Consider the following 21,869-nt stretch of genomic DNA (forward strand, 5'->3'; position numbering starts at 1 on the left):
ATTATGCCTCGTTGTAATGTTTAATTGAGTCTAAATTTTGAATCTCACCACTTACTAATTTTTGATAAATATCCATCTCAAAACGGTACTGATCTGTTGAAGGGGTGAGTGTCTTTAGAAGTTCTGCTTGGGCGAGTTGTCGAGCGATGTTGTAATCAATAATCATACACCCTCCTTTACCCATACGTTTTTTGTGCCTTTTTTAACTTTCGAGTAACCCAAGCTTTCCATTGCTGATACTAATAAGCTGTTATCTTTAACACTGCACTTAGCTTTAATATCCTCGTAACTAAACTCTGTTACACCATCTAAAAGGGCGGTTAGCTCGTTCTTAACAGTAGCTAATTGCTTAAATTGCTCCAAGTTGGGCTTATTGGCTTTCACGAGATCGGCTTCATATTTTGCTAATGCCTTACGTGCGGAGCTTAATGCTTTCTCTTCATCTGCTAACAAATCAGCGTTTGCTTGGTCAACTTCTGCTTGATAAGTTTTCTTCACATATTCAATAATTTCTTTTTTATCTGCTTCTTGTTCAGCTTCACCTTTCTCAAAGATCAACCAATTATGTTTAAAAAAGTGCAAGTGGAAGTTGTTATCGGATACCTTATGATCGGGGTTGTCGATTAAATAATTACTAAAAGTAATAAATTTGTCACGATCAAGCATTTGATGCAACTGCACGCTTACAAATCGATCTAGTTTTAATTCCTTGAAGCTCGGTGTAGGGCTTGTGTTAGCAATACCCACACCAATGTCATAGCGACTAACATAATTACTAATGCGTTTATCAAGTTCGGCTTGGCTGCAAGTAGCTAATTCAAGGGCGTTGTAGTATTCGTTCAAAAAGTCGTTTAGTGTTTTCATTTCGATTGTTATCCTTTATTTTATAAGTTATTTTGTTTTAGTTTGGCAATTGCTTGCTGCTTGATATCATCTTCAGATCGTTGAAGTCGCTTTTTAACAATACTCTGCAAATCCCTTAACTTCTCGGTAGCTTGTTCTACTTTGATGTTCGCCTTAACCTCAACTTTTGAAGCTGAAGGGGTAGCACTTGGGGCTGAGACTGGTTTACTTCCAATGATCGGCTTACCTAAATATTCGAAAAGTTCTTGCTCCGTCATCAAGTGGTCAACCAGCTTCAACGACATCGCCTTCTTGGCTGTATAAGTTTTCGCTTCAGTTTTAATCACATCGGCTTTACTCATCTTGCGGTTAGTGCTTACATGGGTAACAAAAGTCTGATATGTCTCATCCACTTTACTTTGAAGCTCTTGGATGAATTCCGCTTTGAAAGTGCCATCTTGCGCAAAAGGGATTTTCGAATTTCCACTGTAAACAAATGTGCGTTCATACCCTTGCTTTTGTAATGCTTGAGAATCATTGAGTAGTGATAAGACAACACCAATCGACCCGATCGAATTTGACTCTGGATGTGAAATAATCTTGTCACAAATAGAACCCCAAGCATATGCTGCACTGGCACAAGTTCCGTCCACATAACCAATTAACTCAATACCGTGTTTTTGTGCAAGTTGCTTAACCTCAGTACAACTACTAAATACTTTATACGCTTCACCGCCACCGCTTTGAATGTGGAAAAGTACACGCTTAATACTTGAGTTTTGTGTATAAGCTTGCATTTGCTCAACAATAGATTGATAAGAAGTCATACCGCATAAAGCTTCCATTGGCATTTTATCCGCTACTAATGCACCGCTAATTTGAATCAGGCCAGTATTTGAGGGTAGGTTACTCTTGATGCTTTTGAACTTTGCGCTGCGCTCGAATTCAGCCTCTAACTTCTGTGATTGAGTCGCAATTGTATGGTTAGCTAGAACAGAATTAACATTGCTAAGAAGAGTGGGTGTTGCTAAAAGTGGGGTGTTTGTAATCTTGCTGTTGTATAATGTAATCATTATTTACCTTATTTATAAAAAACTGACTTTAATAAAATGATCTCCGATCATGATGGGTTTGTTTGCGTGTATTTTTCTATACATTGTCGAAAGTGTGAAATTAAACACTGATTTATTAATGTTGTAAAAGTTAATAACACCATGATTAAACACTGTAGTTTTATTATTAAGTGAGTCGTAGATTTGAATTGGTTTGTTATGTGCCTCTCTTAAATTCTCTGACTTACTCAATAATCGGCAGTTCTTAGCACTGTAATTCCCCTCATCAAATAATCTAGCAATCTGAGGTTTATCTATTTTTGTGTAATCACGCCCTTGAGATTTTTCATATTCCAAAAAATCCATTACTTCGAAAATATTTTCAAACTCACACTTTACATTTAAATAGTTTGGATGCTTACTACACCGTGATTTTATGTTTGCGTACACATCTCTAATTTTCTTTAAATGATGTTTGAAATGTGGATATTCTTGCTCGAGTTGTTGTGTTAGTGTCATTATTGACCTCTTATTTTCTAGTAGTAGTAGTAGTAGTATTGTTGTGTTAAATTCTAATATTTTTGATATTATTGAAGCTATTATATAGTTTGATAGCATCTTGTATTAATTCGGCTTGTTTAAAATCTTTATAGAGATATATACATCGATGTCGGTGGGTATATAAAGTCGAGAGTTTGATTTTACCATTTAATAGTAAACTAAGAATTTCCTCTGCTGACTCGTACACCTTGCGTTTGTGGCTTAGTGTCATATGTGTTTCCTTGAAAAAAGGGTGTAGCCTTGGCATTGGAAAGGAGAAGAAACCAACGTCAAAGCTACAAATAGATTTTAGAAATTAGGAGATAAAAAGGGGGATTAGGTGCTAAGTTTTTACTTGCAGTTAGTAATAAAAAATAAACCCCAAACTTAAAAAGGAGAAGTCAGGGGTTTAATAACTGTTATCTAAAAAGAGGTAACTTTAAAAAATAACGTTTTTGGATAATACTACTACCAGAAATATAAGCTAAGCAACAACATAAAATGTCTAACCTATAATACCTATTATACACTAAAATTGATTCAAATGCAATAGTTTTGCTTGCATTAATATAAAAAACCTGCTATGTAACTTCTATTTGATTATTATTTAACCTAAATTCTTATGCTAAATTCTTTATTTTAGAAGGTAAGTGATTAGGGCTTGAGTTAATATAAATGCTGTATTTGAGAGTCTGATAGTTTTCGAGCCAGATCAAAAATAATTCCTCTTTGATTGGGTTGTCTTTAATTTTATACTGATAGTATTTTTTGAGTTCAAACTTGTCGAGTACATATTCTTTTTCGTTGATTAGCACTGTATTTAATGATCTAGTGTTATTTGGATTTAATATAAGTTGTCTTTTCATAATGTCCTCTTTTAATTAAGCCGTGAATTAAGGGTGTAGGAAGCCCAACACGGCTATTTACGTGAATTAAGGTGTATTGGTATTGTTATTTGTTAAAACGCTTATATGTCCCCTGTGGGGCTTTACAGGGCGATTTTAGAAGGGTAGCCAGTTTTCACAGTTGCTATTTTCGCAAGCACTCCACTGGTTTAATGGGTGGTTACACTCTGAACATAAACCAAATTGATGATATGTATTTTGAACAGTATCAGCACATATAAAACCCAATGATTCGAGTTCTTGATCGGCTTGTTCTTGTAGACTTTCACTCTTACTATGATCTTCTTCTAAGATTTGATCAGGTATAGCTTCCGCTTTGATTGATTCGTTAGTGACACGTTCAAGCGTTTCTTCTTCTGTCTCTGGTAAGTGGTCAGTAAAGTGTGTGCTATGCTCAGATTTAACAAAGTCGAACTTCATAAACTCGGATTCAACAACACAATTTAAGCTTGTACCCATCACGATCTCATAAGCTTCTTTCATATCATTTTTTAATGTATTAGCTAAACGTGTAACCGTTACAGCTCCATCATGCCAGCTAAGAAGACATTCACCCCTATCAATGAATCTTTGAATTACAATATCCATCATGCGAGATTCAAGGTTTTGCAGTGTTTGCCAAAAAGTAGGGCGATAAAAGTAATCTGCAATTGCTTTGTTATGTTCTGATAAGTCTTCTATTAGCTTTGTGGCTACAGACTGAATAGCATCTACACTATTGACTAGCCAAGCGTATTTTCTTGCCTGTAGCTTTTTACGACTATTCCCCAAGTCTTTTTGTAGTTCAATTTCGATTTCATTTAGCTTTTTTGGGTCAGTTGGTTTGATAACGTTGAACCATTTTGATCCAGCTTTTGCCTTGGGATATACAAGCAAATCTTCACGCAATGTTTGACGTACTGATCCCACTGCACCTGCTTTAGACTTAGAAAATAACAAAGCTAATGTTTTAGACTTACATAGTTTACGATGATCTTCTTTATGATCGGGGTAGTCGTGCTTGATACTATAACAATCGAAATGATCGGGAAGTTCAACACCTGCTAGGGTATAGCATAAGCGTACTTGAAGGTTTTTATAATCCATACCAGAACATGGTTGATCATTTAGTCGAATGCTAGAACGTTGTGATTTTGGCATTGTTTGGATACCACCACCTGCAACATAATTGCGCCCCTCACCATTTTGATCTAATCGATATTGTTTTTGATAAAATGGGGTAGCACATCTGATATTGTTTACTGTGATTTCTGTTTTACTAATAATATTGTGCCAATCTTCCATCATTCGCCATACATCAGAAGTACGACCAACACCTTGCATATTTTTAGTGTTTATAAGATTTCCATTTGTATCTTTTACTACAACCAACGGCTGATCAATCTTGCTTACTTCATTTGCTAACTTTACATTATCCACCATGTCAAAAAGAGATTTAGAAAAGATGATTTCAGATAATGCGCCACCGTCTAGATCAAAATGATCAGCACAGCCCATTCGAAAAGTTAGTAAATTGTCTGTATCCATGTTCTTTAGTACAGCAATAAAACGTTCACGATTAAGGTTCTGACCTGCGATTGCTTTATTCTTTGAAGGGCTGAAGTAGTCACGTCCAACTGGAAGACGAACACCTATAGCATGATTCTTTGAAGCTTGAGCTAATGCAGTGAATACAATCCCGATTTCTTTCTCGAACTTCTTCCCGTAAATCTTAGTGAAATGTTGAATAATGACTTTAGTGTTTTTGTATTTTTTATAACAAATGTAGAATTTGATAAGGTGGGGTGAGTATTGCTCTACCTCATTTTTCGATAGTGTCTCTAGATAAATCATTAATGTTGTTCTCCTTGTCGTGAACGTCTTGTGTGTGTTGTGTGTCTTGTGTGTGTTGATTTAATAAGTTGCGTATGTGTGTCTTGACGGATACACCTTGAGCTTCCGCTTCATCCCAAAGTCTTTTGAATGTCTGATCTGGTAAGTCGATAATCATTTTTAATCCTGTTTTTTGTCGTGTTTTGAACGCAAGAATCCCTACCCATTGAAACCAAAGGGCAAAGAGAAAGTTTGTGCATTACACGATTGTTTAGAAGGGTTAAGCTAAGAAGATTTTTCTGTATAAACTTGGGGTGATGTTCTGACCAACGATTTGAGAGAATCTATTGAAGTCTTTCTTTGTCAATCTACCTTTTTGCTCCTTTTCTTCTATTTCCAGCATTTCAATATGTAAGTTATCAAGTTCTGATTCATTCTGTGCTGTATATAATGTGATCATTCAGTCTCCTTTAATTCTCTGTATGTATCCCACAAGAAAAGGGCAGTGGAATAGTAAAGTGATTCTTTGATTAGTCCTTTTTGTTTGCGTCTATGTCGTTTATTGAGTACGTTATTGCGTGTTGTAGCCCCAATTGAAAGCTGTTCTAGTGTTAGCTGTGTTACCAGTGGCAGTGCTTCCACATTAGTGATAAAAGCTAGTGTTTCTTGAATATGTTTCATTTAGTTTCCTATATAGCAGACACACGAAAACCTACCGCTAGAACTCTAGAGTAAGTAAAAGTAAGTCAGATTTGATTTAATGATGAGGCGAGAGATTGAGTAGAAGTGAATTTTTTCTCAATCCATAGAACCATTTTCGCATGTAATCGGGATCTTGTCAACAGTTGAGAATGATTATTATTTAGATTAAAGGTGTTTTCTGTGTGTTCTGCTATTAAAAATCACTAAATAAGGTTTCATTGGTATTGGTTTGTGTTGTACTGGTTGTCTAGGGTGGAGTATTGTATGGTTATTTGTATAGTGTACAGGTTTATATTGTTTATTTAGGTTAATGGTGAGTAAGAGGGAATAAGAGGAGGAGGGAGGAATAAGGGGGAAGTGAGAGAGTAGGGGAGTATGTAGGACAGTATTTACTATATTATTGCTATATATCAATCACTTAGAGTATGTTTGTCTAATTCACGATGCTATTAATGTGAGTATTTCCCCTCCAATAGTCACTATTACCCATTGAATGGGCAAGGGGGAAAGGGTTAGGTAAGGAGGAATGGAGGGAAGAGGGAGAGTAGGGGAGTATGTAGGACAATAAATACCAACAAACCTTTATATACCAATGCTTCCAAGAGGTTTTGTCTAATTCACGAGGTTGATTTAGTGTAGTATTTACTCTAAATCACATCCCACAGACACTTTACACTTTACCTGTACAATTGCATTAAGATGATGCTAAAACGTCTGTGAGAGCCATACAAGCCGTTTTACGGTGAACTAGGTTCATTCCCATAGGGAACATATAGACGCCTTAACGGTGAATTAGCTTAGTGTATGATGACTACTCAAAGTTAGCAGTGAGTATAAGAGACTAAATTGTCCCCTAGGTATATAAGGGCTGAACATTAGAGAACCCAATTCGGGGGAGTCCGAATTATTGCGGATGAGGTATATCAAGGATGTGCAAAATTGCGTTTTGTATAGCTTGTAAGCACCGTGGTCACTGGGAAGGGATGAAAAATACGATCCCAAGGATTTACCAATATCTAGGTATGATAGTTTGTTATGTTTCCAACCAGAATCGAGTAGTTGGTTGAAAATCGGCTTGGAAGTCCCGTCCTTATTGGGATACGGTGAATAAACGTTTTCCGATTTCTTTGCAATATCAAGATAGGATAAGGACTCCTTTTTAATACAATGTTGGTCAATTGCATCGTTGGGACGAATATATTCCAACACTTCAGCAACCATTTGTCCACGAAATAATGCTTCCTCTTCACCATCCACATTCTTGAAGTTGTTTAGCAATACTGTTTTCTCTATATACGTTTAAGTTGTTGTTTTTATTAAGATCCGTATAATGTACGGAACTTGTTTTAGCTATATCAAGGTAAGATAAACGTTTAGTTACCAATGGTGTTTGTTTCCAACCTGAGTCTAACAATTGTTGAAATAATGACTTTTCTGGTTGTAAGCTGTTGTTTTTATTAAGATCGGATTTATTCACTGATCTTGATTTAGCAACATCTAGGTAAGACATCTTTCTGATATCAAGGCAATTATTTTGTACAGATTTAACTAGATCCTCATACCCCAACACTTCAGCAACCATTTGTCCACGAAACAGTGCTTCCTCTTTACCATCATCATTCTTGATAACAACTGTTTCAATTTGATGCCCATTGAAATCAAAAAGGCAAAGTTCTTCTTGAAGTTGTTTAGCAACACTGTTTTCTTTATATACGTTTATGTTGTTGTTTTCATTAAGAAGGCTATTCGATAGACTTCTTGAATTCTTAGAAATATCCAAATAAGACATTTTACAAATAAGTTCGACAGTATTGATTCTTAGATTGCTCCACTTGCTTAGTGTTACCTTGACCATCTACATAAACACATACTTGGCGAGTATCAGAAATTTGTTGAGAGTGGGATAGTTTCCATTGAGAGGCATTGGCTAGACTAGATACAGATAGCATTAAGATTGCAGGTAGAGTGAGTTTGATCATAGTAGTCCCTTATTCAGTATTCTTTCTTCAATTCTACTTCATTCTATCAATGGGGGTAATACAGTTAACCAAGATACCATTCTACAAGGGATTGTTCACACGATAACCCCTAAAAACAATTTTAATGTGTTGGATGATGGTCACAGTGTTGTCATGCTTGGGGTGGTATTGTTAGAGTAAATAACAGGGGGTAAAGTGTACTGTATGGATGAACAGTGATTTAACAACATTCACTTGCACATTACCCCTTAAAACCTGACTCATAAGTCAAGAAATTGTAACATTACAACACCCTTGTACTATCTAGCTAGTACACTAACCTAGGGTTACAATAAAACCTACACTAAAACACCACACTCTGGCACAATAAACCCTCATATAAGCCCCTGATAGCCTCTATACAGTGTTTTAAGTATATATTAGTGCAGTTATAACCATATACACCAATAACGCCTACAAGGGGACATATAGAAAGGATTTATACACCACAAGATACAATTGTTATAATATAACATTACAGGATATATACGATTTACCATATATGAATAAAATTTCACTCTAATATGATTATGTGTATAAGTAATAATAAACTCATTAAACATGAATAAAATTAATGATTGTAAATTACAGCAACAATACACCATTTCCCCTAAATTCCTCTTGTTTTTACAGTGCATCATTTTGGTGCGTTTTATTAACATAATTCAAATTCAAATTTCCACTATAAACACCAACATTTACCCCACAATATGCAGACTTCAGGAAGATTTATTGATAAGCCTGTTTTCGAATTTTACATAATGGGTGTAATGCGTAGTAGTAACCATAATACGCACTAGCTAATTCGCCTGTAACCATTGATACATAAGGGTTTGCTATGATTATACCAAGTGCGCTTATGCTAAAACTTTGTACAAAAAGGTACTTATGGGGAAGTGTGGAAAGGTGAGGGCATCGCCCTAAAGGGTGCATATTATGATGAATGATTATGTAGTTTTGGTGAGTAGATATTTTGAGGTTCTATGGGGTACAGGGTGGGCTAATATGGGTAAGCTAAGCCAGTCAATCTAAATTTCCCCCAAAATTCCCAACTTCACACTACAGATATTTTCCCCCAAAATTCCCAACCTCATACCCCCGAAATTTCACCCTAATTTTAAAATTTTTAGTAAATTCTCAGATATTGGGGGTTAGCCTTTATGGGTATTAGAACAATTGTCTTACATCCATATTTTAGATATTCAACAATACAACTCACAATAATAAATAACTGTCAATAGATAATCTGAAATTTATTGAATTTAACTGTCATTCATGGTATAATTGATAATAAGACGCATTAAGATTAAGAGCCTTATCTCTTAAATCTACCTTTTTAGCGATAACAGGGGTAGGCGTCAAACTCTCAACACCCCAAGATCCTTTTACTTTCCCTATTCAACACCAATTTCACCTTAGAATTTATGATTTTAGGGTGTTACCTGCGTGTTTGTAACCTATTGATTAATAACAAATTGACAGTTAGATAACAGGGGGTTAAGAGGTCACTATATAACACAATAACGAGGTATAAATTTGTATCCATGATCGAACAAGACCAACTAAACAAGATCGCTATACATATTCAAGATGAAACCATGAAATTGGCTTACTTTTTGTGTAGTGATTACACACGAATGAGCGAGCAAACTAAGCAAGTGATCGCTTTACTATCCATCAATCAAAGCTATGACCAAGTGATTGAGCACACAGGTTTTAACTTAAAGCCCGACACAATAAAACGCTATGCCTACCGCTATCGAGAAGTGATCGATTGTTGTAGTAATTACGCTATAGCCGAATATAAAAAACATCATCTAATCTAATATAAGAGACTATAAAATGACCAACACCGCATACGATACAAAACAAATCCCTTTCCCTATTCAAGACCGTATTAACAACCGTGTAGATACTTCTGATCCGACAAATAAAGCCATTATCGAGAAGAATAAGGTACTCAAAAAGATCAATGCTAAGTACGGAATGATGGTGGATTACTTGATTCGTGTTATCGAGTCAGAAGAAGAAAAGACAGGTGAGCGCATGAAAGCTATTAGTACGCTCATGAGCTTACAAGAGAAGATTTTGAAAGAGTTTGGTACTGAAGACCAGAAAACAAAACAAGTTTTAGAAGGTGAGAAAGTGAAAACTCCAGAACAACCAGAAGAAGCTCCTCAACAAAGCTTAACATTAGCGCAACTTCTAGAACGAGATGGGAAATAATATGGCGAGAGAAATTAGATACAACGGCACTCATGCGGAGTTAGCTTTCACAACTTTATCAAATTTTGGTTATACAGAAAGCGATCTCTCTTCAGTCCATATTTACCGCCCACTTGTAACATTAACAAGTGCGGAATGCTCAGAAGTTTTACAAAGTTTTGTTTCTGGAAAGGCTGAATATATTCATGCACTGTTCAAAGAATACGGCACAGACGGTGTTTACATGGTATTGCAAACATTCGTGGAGAATATCGAATCTAACTTTAGAAATGGGGTATTGTACGAGGTTGATATCATGGATGCACAACTTTGTTCAGCTTGGGACTATGCTCTTGCTAATGTTATCCCTGAGTTGGTAGCACCGAAAGAAATCTTAACCTTACATTACCGTTAATCATGAGGCTATGACTTAGTGTTGTAGCCTTTTTTGTGCTCATAATATGCCTGTGCATAAAGGTGTGTAGGTATGTAACACCAAGTTACTTGTGTATGTCGCCTAGCGTTACAAGAACACGCTTTCAGCTAAGAGTATATTAACAATACGTTTTATTTTTAATTTTCTTCTCTAAACACTTGCATTGCTTGGTGTTGCTAGGCTAAGATCTATCTTGTGAGATTAAGAACCTCACTTCCTGACAGTGTAAGAAGCTGAAAGGGGAACACAAAAAGTAAACAAAACAATTTTATATCATATCCTTTCCCCAAGGGTGTGATTCCCTAATATGGGCACTGGTTACAGGTCAAGTTTTTGTGCCTATATCCTTTCATACTGTTTTACTTTTTGTGTCAGTGTGGAGGGCTTTGCAGCCTGTAACCGCTTTTGCCCCCCAAGTTTCTTCATTGTCCTTAACACAAAAAGGACGATAGAACATGAAGCAAATAAAACACCACTCTCAACTTGTTAACGCTATTATTGCGTCAAACCTTCCGATCTCATCTACTGATAAGCTTGTACTTAGTACATTGGTGACACACCTCAATTTAGTAAAGAATGAATCTTTTCCTTCACAAAGTCGCATAGCCTCAATTTGTGGTTTATGTCGTGCCACTGTAAACCGTTCTATTCAAAAACTTGCTGAACTTGGTTACATATCAATCAAGAAAATCGAGCGCATTAATGGCATTGGATTACGTAACCTATACACGCTCAAATCAAGCCTTATCAAAGCGTTATCAGTGGTTATCCCTAAACTTGGTACATTAGCATCAAGAGTATTCAAACAAGCTCACAGCAAGCCTACAAGCCCAAATACAGGTACTAATCAAACATCATCAATATTAGATAAAGCCAATAAAGACTTTGAAGAACATTATACACAAATTTCTAATACTAGACGTGCTGATCTGAGTGTTGTACAAGCCCTGAAAGCGTCTCTACGTTGTACTTCTAAAGGAGGGCTTTAATATGTCATATTCTAACCTTCAGGCTTTATCTAATGCTATACAGCAAGCTTTCACAACTGGCAAACCTTGTCGGATGCCTAAGCTATCAAAGCAAGAATTGGATCTGTTGCTGTGGTTATTAAGTGATTGAGTAGTGGGGTATTGTGCCCCTTTAACTTGGTATAGCTTGTACAACATTATCGAGTTGCTTTAAGTCGATTAAGTGTGTACTTATGTAATCTTTCTTAGTGCCTTTTTGGGTGTGCCCAACAATAGCGTTGATCATAGTATCCGTAGCACCATAGCTTACTAATGAAGTCATAAAATTATGGCGTAGACTATAAAATGATAATAGTTCGCCTTGTTCGTTTAAGTTGTCTATATCAAGCTTTCTGAGTAGTTTTGTAAACATCATACTTAATGCCTCTGACGATATATTAAAGCCATTGTTAGCTTTGATGTAGTCCACTACGCCACGATCAATAAGATACTTATGTATTGGTACTCTGCGTTGTGCGTTGTCGGTTTTAGTACCTTTGATGTAAAAATACAATACACCTGTATCATCATCAGTGCGTATATCTTCGAGGGTAATAGCTAGGATTTCCTTGTTGCGCATACCACCAAACAACTGCATATAGAAGCAAGCCCCATGATCATCTAAGTCTAAACTATCATAGTATGCTCTTAACTTATTCAACTCACTTTTGTTAAATGCACCACGGCTAGAAAGGTCAGTAAATCGCTTGAATCGGGATTTTGTGATCGGGTTTTCTTCTAGAATATTCGTATCGTATAACCACGTAAAAAACCTATTAAACTTACTCTTAACACGTCCTAGTTGCTTATCTTGTCGTGCATCTTCTGGAGTATCACCACTTCTAGCAAGATCTAAACATTCTTCCATAGACATTTTTTTATAATGTTCCTTACGCTTCGGGAAGGCTGTTAATGTAACAAGCATTTCATCGAATTGACTGTAATCAATATCATGTATATTCGTAGATCCGAAATATGGTGATCCCAATCCCTCAATCCATGTCAGGCTTTCAGTTATTGTTTTTGTGGCAATTTCTTTACCTTTTTCATTCTTGTATAAGTAACTGTTTTTATCCTTTTTGTACTTCTCTAGAGCATGGTTATAGCTTAAAAATGATTTCTTCTGTAGTTGTTGAGATTGGGTAGTATAAACTTGTGATTGCGTTACGGTGTCGCGATTAAATGAGTGCTTGAGATTATCAACTACGGGTTTTAGTTGTGTTGTATCCGTAGTTTTCAATGCTTGTACGTACTTATTCAGTAATGTGATCAAGGCTTCTTGTTCTACAAATTCTTTCTCGTAGACAAGCGTTGGATCTTCATACATCAAGTATTCTTTCAAGCTCTGAGGTATATCAACATCCTTGAGTTGTTGCTTAATCCAATCATCTAAGTTCAAGATCGGTTTTCTGTCGGGTAAGCCTTCGACAAAAGGCACATTATCCAGTTGGTTATTGTGTAAGCTGTTGGGTGTGAAGTGGCTATGAAAGTACCTTGTTAACTCACTTTTAGCTTGCTTGCTTTGTGGTTGCAATATTGCTGTAACTTTATCTATAACCCTGTCAATCTCTTCCTGAACAACTGCCTTAATAATTTCTATAGTCACTCTCGCCCCCTCAATCCTTTGTTTTATAGCTTTGATTATACTTTTTGCTGTCCAAATGTCTCTTGTTTGTAAACTCAATCGAAACACTTTATTACCAATCCGCTTATTAAAATAAAACCAATCCGACCTACGTATTAAATATTTGTGTGCCATAATGTGTGCCAAAAAGTGTGACACATACCAGTAAATACTGTACAGATAGACTCAAAGCACCGTATAGCTAAAAAGTTATCCCCAAAATCGGTGGATAAATATTGGGATAACTCAGAAGGCTGAAAGTGCTCATCAGCTTGCAGACCATAACAGGGATTGCTTACAGCAATTAGGTTATTCACAAAGGGCACTTTTTTTTAAATTGAATAGAAACGGTCAAGTGATTTTTTAGATTTTTTTCAGATTTATGACTAAGCCGTTAGAACGAAATCTTTGAACTAAAAGAGTGCATAGAAAGGCTGAGTTTGCTGCCTTTTTGCGCACTTAAATTCGATTTTGGTTTCATATAGATAAAGATATAAAATATTGCTCGAAATATCTGACTGAAATGGTAGGGTATTGACACTAAAGTGCTGTGTTAAATGAATTTGGATTAGTATATCTAGCATTTATACACATTGACTCATTAATCGTTGTAGGAATTATCGATTACTCATGGCTTCTCCTCATATTGGTATTATTGGTGGTGGGATTGCTGGCTCGACAGCGGCATTGCATTTCGCTGAACAAGGGCTTCAAGTTTCTATTTTTGAGCAAGGACCTAGCTTAGTCGATGGCCCTCCAATTTGCCATTTGCACGCGGGTGGGAATTTATATCGTGAAATTTCAGAGCAACAATGTATTCAACTGCTCAAAGAATCGATTGATACGGTAAAACTATACCGACATACATTGAATGTGCGACCAACCGTAATCGCAGTACCCATTCAAGACCAAGGCCAGCCAGAAGAACTTTTCCCTCGTTTACAAGTGATTAAAAAAGCTTATAAAACCTTAGTGGAAAAAGATCCTACCAATCAAGTATTAGGATCTCCTGAGCACTACTTTAAGTTGTATTCAAAAGAAGCCTTGCTTAAATTAGCGCAGCAAGAGACCCCTGAGCTTGATTCTCTGTCGGGAAAAAGTCTCGATGAATGGATGATTCCATTTGCCCAACATACCGATCTTGAAAAACTTAAATACCCAGTAATGTTAGTGCAAGAATATGGGCTAAGTGTTTTTCGATTATCAGCGACTGTAAACCTTGCTTTGGAACAATTGCCAAATTGCCAAGTGTATACACAAACACAAGTAACGGCCGTTGAGGCTCAAGATAAGAAGTGGACAATTCGCTACCAGCCATATGACATTAATCAACTCGTCAATTTGCACCAGCAAGCTACCACCGTTGATTATTTAATTAATGCCTCAGGTTATAAAACTGGTGTTGTCGATGATTGGGTGGATAAACCGCGTTCAAGGTTGGTTGAGTTTAAAGCGGCCTATGTGACTCATTGGGATACAGGGTCTGCAATGTGGCCAGAAGTCATTTTTCATGGTGAAAGAGGCACACCACAAGGCATGGCGCAGTTAACGCCGTATCCTGATGGTTATTTCCAATTACATGGCATGACAGAAGATATCACATTATTTGAAGACGGAGTGGCTCATTCTACAGAAGAAAGCTCTCAACCCAAGTTACCTGTTCATTTGGTTAATAAGATCATTCATGGATGGAACGAAGAGCAGCAAACGATTAGAACGGATAAAGCCATTAACCATATGGCACAATTCATCCCCAGTTTTGCCAGTGCGACCATTGGTGGTAAGCCGTTATTTGGCGCTCAACAAGTTCCCGGTACTGATATTACTTTACGCGCGGCCAGTGTGTCATTTGCGGGCGACAACTACGCTCGTATGGAAATCGTTAAGGCTTCATCAGCATTAGAAGCCGCGAGGCAAATTGAAGATCAGATGCGAGAATGCGGTGTTTATGATGACTTCTCACTAGCGCCTAAAAATGTTTCATCTGAATTGAAAATAGAACAAATATTAGCTACAGCATGCACGTTAGCCGAGCAAAGACATTACCCAATCGCACTCGCGAAAGTGGGTGGAGTGAAGCAAGATTCTGACTAAAAGATTAACAGTCTACAAATAGACACTAAGGTTAAAGTTGTCTATAATAAGATTATTCAATTTGTTGTAGGAGGCAAAATGAATAATCATCAAGTCGAAAAGAAACCAGATACCAAAGTAATGGCAAAAGCCGGTTTTAAAGCTGCAAATCAAATCATGGACGGTTGGGGGTGCAGTACAAAAGACAAGCAAAAAATCATGCGAATTGCACCTTCGACATATCACAAATTTAAGGTTAATCCTGAAACCATTTCATTAGACAGTGATCAGCTTGAGCGATTAAGTTACATTGTTAATATTCATGCAAGTTTACGTATCGTGTTTGATAACCCAGAGAACGTTAAAGGTTTTATGGCGTTAGAAAATCATAATCCATATTTCAATGGTAGAACGCCACTTTCAATTATCCGTGATGGTAAGTTTTCGCATATTTATGAGGTCTTTTGTCGCATAGATTCGTTGCGTTCAGGACTGTGGGGGTAGGAGACATGCCTTCAATTGTTCAAGGCTTTCGCCTTATACCGTCTAAGTACCCAACCATTGATATTTTTGATGATGTTTCCAATCAAGAAGAATTTGAAGCCTTATATCAACTTCAGGCTTTAACTAACCCTCGTCTTGCCAATGAAGTGGGTGATATGTCTCTTCTAGATCATAAAGAAATTCCATTTCATTGTGAAAGAGGGCGCAGTTATGCAATTGCAGCTTTTACTCACATTAATCGTGATGGTTCACGCTTTGCTGACGGTGATCACGGTATGCTCTATATTGGCAATAGTGAGAAAACTGCCACCAAAGAAGTACAATTTCATCAAGCCAAGTACTGGTGTAATGTCACTGGTCTTAAATATGACCGCATAATTTTTAGAACCTTAAAGTTTACCTTTAATGATTCAAGTTGTGTCGATATCACCGACAAGCTAATGTCAGACTCAATATACGATCCCGATAATTATCTAACCGCTCAAAAGTTTGGCTTAAAAGTCTATATGAATCGGGCTGAAACGACCGGTATTAAATACAATTCTGTTCGATCGGACAATGGGGTTTGTTGGGCGTTATCGACTCCTTATGTGGTGCACGATGTGATCCAATGCTCACATACTGAAATGGTATGGAATGGCAATGAGATTAAACACGTAGATAAAATTAAGCGCATGAAACTTTAGGCTATGGTGTCGTAAGGTATATGAATACTTTACTTGAAAGTTGATGTGACTAATTAATTCCTAGTGTTGAATATAAATACCGAGCAATTCAAATTCACCGTCATCCTAGAAATGATGAATGAATTACCAGGGAGTAGATTAGGTACTTGGTAAAGGCTTATTGGGTTTTTATGTATATACGAAGCACTTTTACTATCTTATATCTACATCACTCACAACCGGGCAGTGATCACTTAAATTGTGATATAAAGATTCTTCACGAGTAAACAATATTTGTTTCGCTTCTTTCCCTAGACTTGGTTTACTAATTATAATGTGATCGATGAGTTGAGGGTAACGATATAGCGCCGTTGGATCTAGCTTCGACTCGACTTGGCATAATGTTGGTGTCGTTTTTGTAATCAATTCAATTTGTTTTTCAATGCCTTTGTTTAAGGTGCGCCATAACCAGTCGCTGTGAAATGAAAGGTTATGATTGAAGTCTCCCATCACAATAAAAGCATCGTTATTTTTTAAACGTTTTGCCATCCATTGGTTTAACACCTTTCCTTGTTGTAATACTTGAGCACAAGCCGACTTCTTGCTTTTCTTTCCGATGCACCCCTGCTTTAAGTGTACGGAAAGTAAATGAACATCAGGCTCCCCAATTTGGTTTAATATCACATAACTAGCAAAACGTAATTTTGAATTCTTGGTTAGCTCTATATCACGAGGATCAGTTACGGTAAATTGGCTTGAGATGGCAAAACCTGTGTATTGATTAATATTGCTAAACTGCTGTCCTTTATAACGGAAAAGGGAACGATCTGATAAGTAAACACGGTAAAAAGGCCCAACTACTTTTTGAATAGCCGCTTTAGAGTCGACTTCTTGAAATGCCAAAACATCAGGGTTAATTTGTTGGAACTTGTTGGCTAATAAAGTGAAGTCTTGAGAATTTCTTCGGCTCTCTGAAATAGAGGAAACAGGCTGAGTGGTTAACCATTCTAAGTTCCATGTAGAGACTTTTAGGCTGTTAGCCAATGACTGTGGGACTGTTAATAATGTTAATAACAAAGCGAAAGTAATGTGATAAGCGAATGTATAATAAGACGTATTCTGAGCCAGTCTTTGATTAAATAATAAGCATTTAATGTTCAGTTTTTTCGACATTTGAAGGTTAATATCCTTTACATTTTGATCACGGACAGATGTTAAATCATAGCTTTTTGGTAACAGAACAAGTAGGTGAAAAGTATAAATTTCAAGTTTTATTTGTATTTATGCGACATAAAACTCTTGCCTCTTACAATCTTTATTTTTGCTAGAAGATTTATTGATTTAGATCAACATCGCCAGAAAATTTAAAATGATAATACACAACATATTGTATTTTAAATTTGTTTACTACCTATATATGCGGTTGTGGTTTGAGTTTATGCATAAGACTAATGCACTAGATAATCGCGCCTAGGAATAAAATTAGGGTAGAAAATTGTCTTAGGAGGCAAGGTTAGATGACGACGTTAATCGTAATAAAAAGAGATGGCTCAAAGGTGTTATTTCAGCAAGATCGTATCGTTTCTGCGGTATTGAGCGCAGCTGAACATCCAGAGACCGGATTAACCGATTACACCCATCAACTTGCTAGCTGTGTGGAGCAGTTGATAATGGACCGTTACCATGACTATCCAGATGGCATTCACATTCAAGATATTCAAACCATGGTTGAAAATATTTTAATGCAAGGTGAGTACAAGGGGCTTGCACGGCATTATATTGAATATCGCCATGACAGAGATATTGCTCGTGAGAAAACCAGTTCGCTGAATAAAGAAATTGAAGGTTTAATTGAGCAGAACAATACAGACTTGCTCAATGAAAATGCCAATAAAGATGGCAAAGTGATCCCAACTCAGCGTGACTTGTTGGCGGGTATAGTGGCTAAACACTATGCGAAACAACACATTTTGCCACGCGATATCGTTCATGCTCACGAGTCTGGTGACATTCATTATCACGATCTAGACTACGCGCCATTTTTCCCAATGTTTAACTGCATGTTGATTGACCTTGAAGGTATGTTAACGCGTGGTTTTAAAATGGGTAATGCTGAAATTGATACCCCGAAATCAATCTCTACTGCCACGGCGGTGACCGCGCAAATTATCGCGCAAGTTGCTAGCCATATTTATGGTGGTACTACGATTAACCGTATTGATGAGATTCTTGAACCGTATGTGCTCGCCAGTCATCAAAAGCAGCTGAAATTAGCACACGAGTGGGAAATTCCAAATCCTCAAGAGTTTGCGCTTACCCAAACCGAAAAAGAGTGTTATGACGCGTTCCAATCTTTGGAATATGAAGTGAACACACTGCATACCGCCAACGGGCAAACCCCATTTGTTACCTTTGGTTTCGGTCTAGGCGAGTCGTGGGCAAGTAAACTCATTCAACAGTCAATTTTACGTAACCGTATTTCCGGCCTGGGTAAGAACCGTAAAACAGCCGTATTCCCTAAATTAGTATTCGCGATTCGTGATGGTTTAAACCATAAGCCAAGCGATCCTAACTACGACATTAAGCAACTGGCGCTGGAGTGTGCAACCAAGCGCATGTATCCTGATATTCTTAACTACGACAAAGTCGTCGAAGTGACAGGGTCATTTAAAACCCCAATGGGTTGCCGTAGCTTCTTAAATCCTTATGAAGAAGACGGTCAGTTGATTCATGATGGTCGTAACAACCTTGGAGTGGTGAGCTTAAACTTGCCGCGTATTGCGATTGAAGCTCAAGGTGACGAAGCTCTTTTTTATGAAATATTAAAAACCAAGCTGCACCTTGCTAAACGTGCTCTTGATACTCGTATTCATCGTTTAGAAAATGTGAAAGCTAGAGTGGCACCGATCCTCTATATGGAAGGAGCGTGTGGTGTACGATTAAACGCGGATGATTATATTACCGATATATTTAAACATGGTCGGGCTTCTATTTCTTTAGGTTATATAGGGGTTTATGAAACCGTAGCGGCATTATTTGGAAGTGCGACTCATGTTTATGATGATGAAGTCTTACGATTAAAAGCTATTAAAATCGTTGAATTTATGAAAACCTATGTTGATAAATGGACACGAGAAACGGGGTATGCATTCAGTTTATATGCTACGCCAAGTGAAAATTTATGTAATCGTTTCTGCCGCCTAGATGCCAAGCAATTTGGTGTGATTGAGGGCGTAACGGACAAAGGCTACTACACCAATAGCTTTCACTTAGATGTACAGAAAAAAGCAACGCCATACGATAAAATTGATTTTGAAATGCCATATCCTGAAATCTCAAGTGGTGGCTTTATTTGTTATGGTGAATTTCCAAACATGCAGCACAACATTGAAGCGTTAGAAAATGTTTGGGATTACAGCTACAGCCGAGTGCCATATTACGGTACCAATACGCCGATTGATGAATGCTATGAATGTGGTTATACCGGTGAGTTTGAATGTACTAGCAAAGGTTTCACTTGTCCTAAATGTGGCAATCACGATTCAAGCAAAGTGTCAGTAACGCGTCGCGTATGTGGTTATTTAGGTAGCCCTGATGCACGGCCGTTTAATGACGGTAAGCAAGAAGAAGTTAAGCGCCGCGTTAAGCATTTATAAGCTATAGCAACTTAAACAGAGCTGATATGAATATTTCTCAATATTATCCAGTCGATGTGATTAATGGCCCAGGAACACGCTGTACCTTGTTTGTGTCTGGTTGCGTGCATCAATGTAAAGGCTGTTATAACCAAAGTACTTGGTCGTTGAACTCTGGAGTGGCGTTTACCCAAGAAAATGAAGATGAGATTATTCGTGACTTGCAAGATACTCGAATATTCCGCCGGGGTTTGTCGTTATCTGGCGGCGATCCTCTGCATCCACAGAATTTATCGGCGGTATTAAAGCTGGTTAAGCGAGTGAAGCTTGAATGCCCAGAGAAAGATATTTGGATGTGGACAGGGTATATCTTGGCAGATTTAACAGAATCACAAAAAGAAGTCGTGAATTATGTTGATGTGCTGGTGGATGGTAAGTTTGAAAAGGAACTGGCCGATCCGAGCTTGCAATGGCGAGGCAGTAGTAATCAGGTTGTGCATTATTTGACGGAAAAATAAGCATTTCTTAATGTTTAAGTGATACCACGATTAGAATATCGACGAGAACTTTAAAATCTCGTCGATTTTTTTTTGTGTGGGTGGTAATTTAAATTTTTATTAACTGATTAGCACAGGGTTGTGTATTCATGCTTTCTCATCTAACCGCTCCGCAGCAAGATCCTATATTGTCATTATCTGTGGCATACCGTAACGATCCTCGTCCAGAAAAAGTCGATCTAGGCATTGGTGTTTATAAAAATAGCCAAGGCCAAACCCCAATTATGGCGGCGATCAAGCAGGCTCAAACTCAACAGGCTCAAGAACAAACCACCAAAGCGTATGTTGGCTTAGCCGGTTGTGAAGAATTTAATCAATGTATGGTCGATCTACTGCTTAAAGATACTTCAGCTTATTCTCGTGTTTCGGCGATTCAAACGCCAGGTGCGAGTGGTGCATTGAGAATGCTGGGTGATTTATTGAAAATTGCAGAGCCAGAAACCACGGTGTGGATAAGTAATCCTAGTTATGTCAATCATCGTCCAGTAATGGAAGCGGCAGGATTAAAGGTTCGTTATTACCATTACTTTAATCCAGAAACACGCCAAGTTGATTCATCTAGAATGTTAGACGACTTATCGCAAGCAGGACCAACAGATGTGGTCTTACTCCATGGTTGTTGTCATAACCCAACGGGCGCCGACATCAGCATTGATGATTGGAAAGCGATTACAGAATTGTCCCAAAAAAATGGATTCACGCCGTTTATTGATATTGCTTATCAAGGTTTTGGTGACGGTTTAGAGCAAGACATCGTTGGCTTACAACACATGGCCAATAATGTAGAAGAACTGCTGATCACCACTTCATGTTCAAAGAATTTTGGTTTATATCGTGAGCGTACGGGGGCGGCTATTGTGATTGGTAAAAACTTACAAGAGGCCAATAATGCCAAAGGTAAATTACTGACGTTGGCGCGTTCGACTTATACCATGCCACCCGATCATGGGGCAGCATTAGTGAAAACTGTATTGCAAAGCGAGCACTTAACCCAGCAATGGAAGGCAGAATTAGTCGAAATGCAGCAACGATTAGTCGGTTTAAGGCAAGCTCTATGTCAAGAGTTGGTTAATAGCCATAAAAATGACCAATTTGAGTTTATAAAGTCGCACAAAGGCATGTTTACTGTGTTAGGGTTTTCAAGTGACCAGATGATGCAATTACGTGAAGAATATGGCATTTATGGTGTTGGTGATGGTCGTATTAACATCGCAGGCTTGCAAGAAAAAGACATTCAATATGTCGCAAATGCAATCCATACGCTTGCTCGATAAATTTGTTCACGCTTATA

General features: G+C 37.5%; 23 protein-coding genes. 11 read left to right on the forward strand and 12 right to left on the reverse strand.

What is annotated here, in order from left to right; all coding sequences use genetic code 11:
* Position 1: 1 nt before the first annotated feature.
* From VCASEI_RS19465 to VCASEI_RS15220, 10 genes are all read right to left on the reverse strand, one after another.
* The gene (locus VCASEI_RS19465) at positions 2–166 is read right to left on the reverse strand and encodes a hypothetical protein (protein WP_162621080.1); all 165 of its coding nucleotides are present in this window, start codon (positions 164–166) and stop codon (positions 2–4) included.
* Positions 163–864: a hypothetical protein gene (locus VCASEI_RS15170; protein WP_089110724.1), complete on the reverse strand. Its 702-nt coding sequence runs from the start codon at positions 862–864 to the stop codon at positions 163–165. Before VCASEI_RS15170 ends, VCASEI_RS19465 begins: the two co-directional genes overlap by 4 nt.
* A gap of 20 nt (positions 865–884) precedes the next feature.
* Positions 885–1,916, reverse strand: coding sequence for a S49 family peptidase (locus VCASEI_RS15175; protein ID WP_089110725.1), 1,032 nt, complete (start codon positions 1,914–1,916; stop codon positions 885–887).
* Between the two features lie 12 nt (positions 1,917–1,928).
* On the reverse strand, positions 1,929–2,414 hold the full coding sequence (locus tag VCASEI_RS15180; RefSeq protein ID WP_089110726.1) for a hypothetical protein: 486 nt from the start codon (positions 2,412–2,414) through the stop codon (positions 1,929–1,931).
* A 1,022-nt stretch (positions 2,415–3,436) separates the two neighbouring features.
* Positions 3,437–5,173, reverse strand: coding sequence for a hypothetical protein (locus tag VCASEI_RS15195; RefSeq protein ID WP_089110729.1), 1,737 nt, complete (start codon positions 5,171–5,173; stop codon positions 3,437–3,439).
* Positions 5,142–5,330: a hypothetical protein gene (locus VCASEI_RS15200; protein ID WP_089110730.1), complete on the reverse strand. Its 189-nt coding sequence runs from the start codon at positions 5,328–5,330 to the stop codon at positions 5,142–5,144. Before VCASEI_RS15200 ends, VCASEI_RS15195 begins: the two co-directional genes overlap by 32 nt.
* A gap of 102 nt (positions 5,331–5,432) precedes the next feature.
* On the reverse strand, positions 5,433–5,612 hold the full coding sequence (locus VCASEI_RS15205) for a hypothetical protein (protein WP_089110731.1): 180 nt from the start codon (positions 5,610–5,612) through the stop codon (positions 5,433–5,435).
* Positions 5,609–5,833, reverse strand: a complete 225-nt coding sequence (locus VCASEI_RS15210) for a hypothetical protein (protein WP_089110732.1) — start codon at positions 5,831–5,833, stop codon at positions 5,609–5,611. Before VCASEI_RS15210 ends, VCASEI_RS15205 begins: the two co-directional genes overlap by 4 nt.
* A 1,267-nt stretch (positions 5,834–7,100) precedes the next feature.
* Entirely contained in the window at positions 7,101–7,634 is a 534-nt protein-coding gene (locus VCASEI_RS15215; RefSeq protein WP_162621081.1) for a hypothetical protein, read from the reverse strand.
* A gap of 10 nt (positions 7,635–7,644) precedes the next feature.
* A complete protein-coding gene (locus VCASEI_RS15220; protein WP_089110734.1) occupies positions 7,645–7,833 on the reverse strand; it encodes a hypothetical protein in 189 nt (62 codons plus the stop codon).
* Positions 7,834–9,416: 1,583 nt separating this feature from the next.
* On the opposite strand from VCASEI_RS15220, the gene VCASEI_RS15225 reads away from it, so the two are divergent.
* From VCASEI_RS15225 to VCASEI_RS19805, 5 genes are all read left to right on the forward strand, one after another.
* The gene (locus VCASEI_RS15225) at positions 9,417–9,698 is read left to right on the forward strand and encodes a hypothetical protein (protein ID WP_089110735.1); all 282 of its coding nucleotides are present in this window, start codon (positions 9,417–9,419) and stop codon (positions 9,696–9,698) included.
* 16 nt (positions 9,699–9,714) lie between these two features.
* Positions 9,715–10,098 (forward strand): hypothetical protein, encoded by a 384-nt coding sequence (locus tag VCASEI_RS15230; RefSeq protein ID WP_089110736.1) that lies wholly within the window; start codon positions 9,715–9,717, stop codon positions 10,096–10,098.
* 1 nt (position 10,099) lies between these two features.
* The gene (locus tag VCASEI_RS15235) at positions 10,100–10,492 is read left to right on the forward strand and encodes a hypothetical protein (RefSeq protein ID WP_089110737.1); all 393 of its coding nucleotides are present in this window, start codon (positions 10,100–10,102) and stop codon (positions 10,490–10,492) included.
* A 476-nt stretch (positions 10,493–10,968) separates the two neighbouring features.
* A complete protein-coding gene (locus VCASEI_RS15240; RefSeq protein ID WP_089110738.1) occupies positions 10,969–11,502 on the forward strand; it encodes a helix-turn-helix domain-containing protein in 534 nt (177 codons plus the stop codon).
* A gap of 1 nt (position 11,503) precedes the next feature.
* Positions 11,504–11,632, forward strand: a complete 129-nt coding sequence (locus VCASEI_RS19805; protein WP_272948324.1) for a hypothetical protein — start codon at positions 11,504–11,506, stop codon at positions 11,630–11,632.
* 21 nt (positions 11,633–11,653) lie between these two features.
* On the opposite strand, the gene VCASEI_RS15245 is transcribed toward VCASEI_RS19805, so the two are convergent.
* Entirely contained in the window at positions 11,654–13,204 is a 1,551-nt protein-coding gene (locus VCASEI_RS15245; RefSeq protein WP_162621082.1) for a tyrosine-type recombinase/integrase, read from the reverse strand.
* A gap of 570 nt (positions 13,205–13,774) precedes the next feature.
* Here VCASEI_RS15245 and VCASEI_RS15250 point away from each other — a divergent pair.
* The 3 genes from VCASEI_RS15250 to VCASEI_RS15260 all read left to right on the forward strand — a co-directional run bounded on the left by VCASEI_RS15250 (position 13,775) and on the right by VCASEI_RS15260 (position 16,407).
* Positions 13,775–15,238: an FAD-dependent oxidoreductase gene (locus tag VCASEI_RS15250; protein WP_089110740.1), complete on the forward strand. Its 1,464-nt coding sequence runs from the start codon at positions 13,775–13,777 to the stop codon at positions 15,236–15,238.
* 78 nt (positions 15,239–15,316) lie between these two features.
* Complete coding sequence (locus tag VCASEI_RS15255) at positions 15,317–15,721, forward strand: antitoxin Xre-like helix-turn-helix domain-containing protein (protein WP_086958585.1); 405 nt, start codon at positions 15,317–15,319, stop codon at positions 15,719–15,721.
* Between the two features lie 5 nt (positions 15,722–15,726).
* Positions 15,727–16,407, forward strand: coding sequence for an RES family NAD+ phosphorylase (locus tag VCASEI_RS15260; protein WP_086958583.1), 681 nt, complete (start codon positions 15,727–15,729; stop codon positions 16,405–16,407).
* A 192-nt stretch (positions 16,408–16,599) separates the two neighbouring features.
* Here the strand turns inward: VCASEI_RS15260 and VCASEI_RS15265 are convergent, their stop codons facing one another.
* Positions 16,600–17,559: an endonuclease/exonuclease/phosphatase family protein gene (locus VCASEI_RS15265; RefSeq protein ID WP_086958581.1), complete on the reverse strand. Its 960-nt coding sequence runs from the start codon at positions 17,557–17,559 to the stop codon at positions 16,600–16,602.
* A 344-nt stretch (positions 17,560–17,903) separates the two neighbouring features.
* Here VCASEI_RS15265 and nrdD point away from each other — a divergent pair, with 344 nt between their 5' ends.
* The 3 genes from nrdD to VCASEI_RS15280 all read left to right on the forward strand — a co-directional run bounded on the left by nrdD (position 17,904) and on the right by VCASEI_RS15280 (position 21,852).
* Complete coding sequence (gene nrdD / locus VCASEI_RS15270) at positions 17,904–20,042, forward strand: anaerobic ribonucleoside-triphosphate reductase (protein WP_086958579.1); 2,139 nt, start codon at positions 17,904–17,906, stop codon at positions 20,040–20,042.
* A 26-nt stretch (positions 20,043–20,068) separates the two neighbouring features.
* Entirely contained in the window at positions 20,069–20,539 is a 471-nt protein-coding gene (nrdG, locus tag VCASEI_RS15275) for an anaerobic ribonucleoside-triphosphate reductase-activating protein (protein WP_086958577.1), read from the forward strand.
* A gap of 128 nt (positions 20,540–20,667) precedes the next feature.
* Complete coding sequence (locus VCASEI_RS15280; protein WP_086958574.1) at positions 20,668–21,852, forward strand: amino acid aminotransferase; 1,185 nt, start codon at positions 20,668–20,670, stop codon at positions 21,850–21,852.
* Positions 21,853–21,869 lie beyond the last annotated feature (17 nt).

The organism is Vibrio casei, from assembly GCF_002218025.2.
In the GTDB taxonomy this organism is placed as follows: domain Bacteria; phylum Pseudomonadota; class Gammaproteobacteria; order Enterobacterales; family Vibrionaceae; genus Vibrio; species Vibrio casei.

Coding starts and splice junctions, on each gene's coding strand:
- VCASEI_RS19465 (WP_162621080.1), bottom strand. CDS start 166: ATGATTATTGATTACAACATCGCTCGACAACTCGCCCAAGCAGAACTT.
- VCASEI_RS15170 (WP_089110724.1), bottom strand. CDS start 864: ATGAAAACACTAAACGACTTTTTGAACGAATACTACAACGCCCTTGAA.
- VCASEI_RS15175 (WP_089110725.1), bottom strand. CDS start 1,916: ATGATTACATTATACAACAGCAAGATTACAAACACCCCACTTTTAGCA.
- VCASEI_RS15180 (WP_089110726.1), bottom strand. CDS start 2,414: ATGACACTAACACAACAACTCGAGCAAGAATATCCACATTTCAAACAT.
- VCASEI_RS15195 (WP_089110729.1), bottom strand. CDS start 5,173: ATGATTTATCTAGAGACACTATCGAAAAATGAGGTAGAGCAATACTCA.
- VCASEI_RS15200 (WP_089110730.1), bottom strand. CDS start 5,330: ATGATTATCGACTTACCAGATCAGACATTCAAAAGACTTTGGGATGAA.
- VCASEI_RS15205 (WP_089110731.1), bottom strand. CDS start 5,612: ATGATCACATTATATACAGCACAGAATGAATCAGAACTTGATAACTTA.
- VCASEI_RS15210 (WP_089110732.1), bottom strand. CDS start 5,833: ATGAAACATATTCAAGAAACACTAGCTTTTATCACTAATGTGGAAGCA.
- VCASEI_RS15220 (WP_089110734.1), bottom strand. CDS start 7,833: ATGATCAAACTCACTCTACCTGCAATCTTAATGCTATCTGTATCTAGT.
- VCASEI_RS15225 (WP_089110735.1), top strand. CDS start 9,417: ATGATCGAACAAGACCAACTAAACAAGATCGCTATACATATTCAAGAT.
- VCASEI_RS15230 (WP_089110736.1), top strand. CDS start 9,715: ATGACCAACACCGCATACGATACAAAACAAATCCCTTTCCCTATTCAA.
- VCASEI_RS15235 (WP_089110737.1), top strand. CDS start 10,100: ATGGCGAGAGAAATTAGATACAACGGCACTCATGCGGAGTTAGCTTTC.
- VCASEI_RS15240 (WP_089110738.1), top strand. CDS start 10,969: ATGAAGCAAATAAAACACCACTCTCAACTTGTTAACGCTATTATTGCG.
- VCASEI_RS19805 (WP_272948324.1), top strand. CDS start 11,504: ATGTCATATTCTAACCTTCAGGCTTTATCTAATGCTATACAGCAAGCT.
- VCASEI_RS15250 (WP_089110740.1), top strand. CDS start 13,775: ATGGCTTCTCCTCATATTGGTATTATTGGTGGTGGGATTGCTGGCTCG.
- VCASEI_RS15255 (WP_086958585.1), top strand. CDS start 15,317: ATGAATAATCATCAAGTCGAAAAGAAACCAGATACCAAAGTAATGGCA.
- VCASEI_RS15260 (WP_086958583.1), top strand. CDS start 15,727: ATGCCTTCAATTGTTCAAGGCTTTCGCCTTATACCGTCTAAGTACCCA.
- VCASEI_RS15265 (WP_086958581.1), bottom strand. CDS start 17,559: ATGTCGAAAAAACTGAACATTAAATGCTTATTATTTAATCAAAGACTG.
- nrdD (WP_086958579.1), top strand. CDS start 17,904: ATGACGACGTTAATCGTAATAAAAAGAGATGGCTCAAAGGTGTTATTT.
- nrdG (WP_086958577.1), top strand. CDS start 20,069: ATGAATATTTCTCAATATTATCCAGTCGATGTGATTAATGGCCCAGGA.
- VCASEI_RS15280 (WP_086958574.1), top strand. CDS start 20,668: ATGCTTTCTCATCTAACCGCTCCGCAGCAAGATCCTATATTGTCATTA.